This is a genomic window from Longimicrobium sp. (assembly GCF_036554565.1).
Lineage (GTDB): Bacteria > Gemmatimonadota > Gemmatimonadetes > Longimicrobiales > Longimicrobiaceae > Longimicrobium.
Map to the genome: position 1 here is coordinate 1 of NZ_DATBNB010000493.1, position 4168 is coordinate 4168.

General features: G+C 69.7%; 5 protein-coding genes. 3 read left to right on the forward strand and 2 right to left on the reverse strand.

What is annotated here, in order from left to right; translation table 11 throughout:
- A partial coding sequence (locus VIB55_RS13515; RefSeq protein WP_331877180.1) for an NAD(P)/FAD-dependent oxidoreductase occupies nt 1-1013 on the forward strand: 1013 nt, incomplete at its 5' end.
- Nucleotides 1014-1365: 352 nt separating this feature from the next.
- A complete protein-coding gene (locus tag VIB55_RS13520; RefSeq protein WP_331877181.1) occupies nt 1366-2283 on the forward strand; it encodes a serine hydrolase in 918 nt (305 codons plus the stop codon).
- 17 nt (nt 2284-2300) lie between these two features.
- Here VIB55_RS13520 and VIB55_RS13525 read toward each other — a convergent pair whose 3' ends face one another.
- Together VIB55_RS13525 and VIB55_RS13530 are read right to left on the reverse strand one after the other, a co-directional pair.
- Nucleotides 2301-2819, reverse strand: a complete 519-nt coding sequence (locus tag VIB55_RS13525; RefSeq protein WP_331877182.1) for a GNAT family N-acetyltransferase — start codon at nt 2817-2819, stop codon at nt 2301-2303.
- An 82-nt stretch (nt 2820-2901) separates the two neighbouring features.
- A complete protein-coding gene (locus VIB55_RS13530; RefSeq protein ID WP_331877183.1) occupies nt 2902-3093 on the reverse strand; it encodes a hypothetical protein in 192 nt (63 codons plus the stop codon).
- Between the two features lie 232 nt (nt 3094-3325).
- Here VIB55_RS13530 and VIB55_RS13535 point away from each other — a divergent pair.
- On the forward strand, nt 3326-4168 hold an 843-nt coding region (locus VIB55_RS13535; protein WP_331877184.1), incomplete at its 3' end, for an amidohydrolase.

The following is a 4168-nucleotide window of genomic DNA, read 5'->3' on the forward strand; positions in this document are numbered from 1 at the left end:
CGGGCGTCGCCGCCCTCCGCCGCTTGGGCGCGCTCGACGCGGTGCTCGCCGCCGGCCCCGCGCCGCTGGACGGGTGGCGCATCGCCGCGGATGACCACGCATTCGAGGGCCGCTTCCCAAGGGGCGTGCGGGGACTGGGGATCCCGCGCGAAGTGCTGGACACGATCCTCCTGAACCACGCGCGCCAGGCCGGGGCCCAGGTCCGCACGGGGCTGAAGGTCACGGACCTGGTTCGGCGCGCGGGACGGGTGGCGGGCGTGGTGACGGACGCGGGTGAGATCCACGCGCGGATGGTTGTCGGCGCGGACGGGCTGCGCTCCGTGGTCGTGCGGCGACTGGACCTGCTGCGGCGCGGCCCCAAGCTGCGGAAGCTCGCGCTGACGGCGCATGTGCGGGGGCTCGCGGCCCTTCGCGGGCGCGGGGAGCTGCAGGCGCGCGGGTGCGGCTGCCTGGGCGTGGCGGAGGTCGGCGGAGGGCTGGCGAACGTGACGGTCGTGGCGTCCGGACACGAGATGCACGAGGTCGGCGGCGGGCGCGAGGCATACTTCGATTCAGCGCTCCGTAGTTACGGCCTCCATGGCGTCCAGCGAGTGGACGAGGTGCTGGCGACAGGCCCGTTCGACTGGCCGGTGCGCCGGGCGGTGGCGGATGGTGCCCTGCTGGTCGGTGACGCAGCGGGCTACTTCGACCCGTTCACCGGCCAGGGCATCTACCGCGCCCTCCGCGGGGCCGAACTGGCGGCCCCGGCGATCGACCACGCGCTCCGGACCGGGAACGTTTCCGCAGACGCGCTCGGCTCGTACGAGCGAGCCCGCCGGCGTGCCTTCGCCCCGGGGGAGCGGCTTCAGCACATGATCGAGGCGTTCGTCGCGCGCCCGGAGCTGCTCCGGTGGGCCGCGGACCGCTTCGCCCGGCGCCCCGCACTCGGAGACGCGATCATCCGCGCGACGGGCGACGTAAACCCGATTCGTTCGCTCCTCCGCCCGTCGCTCCTCGCCCAGTTGGTGGCGTAGCCGGTCGAGGCGCAGCAGACGATGACGGGCAGCTCCGCAGGTGGCTCACAAGCACGCGCGCCATCCCTGCCGGAGCGCGATCGAATTCTCCCTTTCCCCCGCTTGCGGGGGAAAGGGCCGGGGAGAGAGGGCTGCCAGGGGCATGCGTCGGGCTAGGTCGAAACGCACCCACCCGGGTCAGTTCACGAGCCGCACCTATCGGCTAGCTCCCTTCCCCCGCGCTGTTTGCGGGGGAAGGGTTGGGAATGGGGGCGCCGCGGCATGCGCCGGCCCTCGTCGAAACGCCTCAGTACCGCCCCGATCAGCCCCAAGCTCAGTCGTACGCACTCAACCAACCACCACCATCACACCAATGAAGCCCACGCCCACCCTCGCGCTCGTGCTCGTCGCCGCCTCCTGTGCCCCGGTTCCCGCCGTGACGCCAATGCCGAGCACCGTTCCCACAGCCAGCCTGGAAGCCGAAGTGCGCGCGCTGGTCCGTGCGGCGGCGGGAGATACGGCGGAAGTTTCCGTTGCGTTCCTGGACCTGCAGACGGGGGACTCGCTGCTTGTGGATGCTCACGTCCGGATGCACGCGGCCAGCACGATGAAGGTGCCGGTGATGATGGAGCTGTTCCGCCGCCGCGCCGCTGGCGAGCTGGCCATGGATCGCGGCATGGTGCTCCGCAACGCCTTCACAAGCATCGCCGACGGGCAGACCTACTCGCTCACGGCCGGCGACGACAGCGATCCCGCGCTGTACGAGCGGGTGGGCGGCGAGGTGGCCGTCAGCGAGTTGATGGAGCGGATGATCACGCGCTCCAGCAACCTGGCTACCAATGCCCTGATCGCCCTCGCGGAGCCCGCGCGCATCGCGGAACTCATGGAGCGCATCGGTGCCGGGGACATGCGGGTGCTGCGCGGCGTGGAAGACAACGCCGCATTTCGTGCCGGGATGAACAACTCCACGACGGCCTACGCGCTCATGCGGGTGATGCGCGCTGTCGCGGACCCATCGGTGCTGGGGGAGGACGCCTCGCGCGAGATGCAGGCGATCCTTCAGCGGCAGGAGTTCACCGAGATGATCCCGGCCGGACTGCCCGCAGGGACACGCGTGGCGAACAAGACGGGCAACATCACCCGAATCGCCCACGATGCCGCCATCGTGTATCCGCCCGGCCGCGCGCCCTACGTGCTCGTGGTCCTGACCCGCGGCTTCGCTGACCAGAACGCCGCCGCCGCCGTAGGCCGCGACATCTCCGCGGCGGTCTGGCGCCACGTCGTGCGATAGGTAGGCACCGAGACGCATCAAACCTCTCGCAGGTCGAAGCGCATGCTCACCGGGATGGGTGAGGCGCCGCGGCGAGCGGCCGCTTCTTCACGTGCTCGTTGCTCGACCTTGTTGATTACGAAGCCTTGCCGCTCGTACCAGGCCACGAGTTCCGGCCGGGCGTCCAGGACGACGTAGCGGCACGCGACGAGCGCTGAGACAGCAGTGGCGAGATCGATTACGGCGGCTACGACCATCCGGCCCAGCCCCTTGCCCTGCCAGATCTCATGGACGCCCAACTGGGCCAGCAGCAAGGCCGCGATCGTCCTGTATCGTACCCCCGCCGGCTTTTCGCGAGTGCCCAACAGGATGGACCACATGCAGATCGTCGCGTACGCCGCTACGGATTGATCGATGGAGTACAGGTATGTCGTCGACAGCCTCTGTTGCTGGTCCAACCAGGCTCGTTCGCGTAGGAACATGTCCTGATCGTGCCGCCCGGATCTGAAGTCGAGCGGGGCGGGGACGTCCAGCCGGCGGCGTTCGGGAAGCATCATCGCGTGCATCCGGTCCGTCTTAGGTCCACGTGTGGCGGAAAAGGACTAGAGCAAACGGGCGAGCCGACCTTGGCTCGCCCGTTCACGGTTTCGTTCCGGCTCGGCGTGCTTCGGTACATGCACGTTCTTCCTGTTCAAGGCGTTCGCGAACCGCGCGCATCATCCGGACGCGCTCGAAGGTTGCCCGTCGTTCGGGGGTATCGGCGGGCGGTTTGCTCATCTCGTCCATGAGCTCCCTCCAGCCCTCGAGGCTGAGGATCGTGGGTTCCATCATGCTCGTTTCGCGGTCTCCAGAACGGTGTAAATCTACCTGAACGATGCTGAAGAGCCGCCACTGTGTCAAGGATGTCCAGAACACGCCACCGGTGACACATCTGGAGCCGTTGCAAGCCCTTGCGTCCAGTGCAATCCAACTCCGGGTTCCGTCCTCCCCTAGCCCCAGCCGCCACGTCTGCGCATCTTCGCTCGCTGTCCCCTGACCTGATCCACTCGACCCGGCGTGCTCGATGTCCGACCTGATCCTTACCGCCCGGCGCATTCACGTCCTGGGCAGTCACGCGCCGGTGCAGGCGCTGCTCATCCGCCACGGGCGGATCGTCGTCGCGGGGACGGCGGACAAGGCCCGCGCGGCCGCGCTGCCGGGCGCGGCGATGGAGCACGTGGATGGCGTGGTGACGCCGGGGCTGACCGACGCGCACGTGCACCTGACCACGTGGGCGCTCGCCAGGCGGCGCGTGGACCTGAACGCCGCGCCGACGCTGGACGACGGCGTTTCCGCCGTCGCGGAGGCCGCGCGCGCGGGCGAGGGGTGGGTGCGGGGGCTCGGGTGGGACAGCCATCGATGGGGCGCCCTGCCGACCAAGGAGCCGCTGGACCGGGTGTGCCCCGGACGCCCCGTGTTCCTGCAGAGCCACGACCTGCACGGCATCTGGGTGAACAGCGAGGCCCTGCGCCGCTGCGGCATCACGCGGGATACGCCGGATCCGGACGGGGGCGAGATCGTCCGCGACCCCGTGACGGGCGAGCCCACCGGCGTGCTGCTGGAAGAGGCGATGAAGCTGGTGTCCGCGCACCTGCCCGCCGATTCGGCCGAGGACGTGCGCGATGCGCTGCTGGATGCCCAGCGCGAGTGCCATGCACTGGGCCTGACCGGCGTGCACTCGGTGGAGGTGACCGGGCTCCAGGACTTCAGCGCGATGGAGCAGGACGGCGTGCTGCGCCTTCGCGTGCTGCAGGCCATTCAGCTCAACCAGCTGGAGAACGCCATCGGCGTGGGGCTGCGCAGCGGGTTCGGTGGGGAGTGGATTCGCATCGGCGGGCTGAAGATGTTCCTGGACGGCGCGCTGGGG

Coding starts and splice junctions, on each gene's coding strand:
- VIB55_RS13525 (WP_331877182.1), bottom strand. CDS start 2,819: ATGATGCTTCCCGAACGCCGCCGGCTGGACGTCCCCGCCCCGCTCGAC.
- VIB55_RS13520 (WP_331877181.1), top strand. CDS start 1,366: ATGAAGCCCACGCCCACCCTCGCGCTCGTGCTCGTCGCCGCCTCCTGT.
- VIB55_RS13530 (WP_331877183.1), bottom strand. CDS start 3,093: ATGATGGAACCCACGATCCTCAGCCTCGAGGGCTGGAGGGAGCTCATG.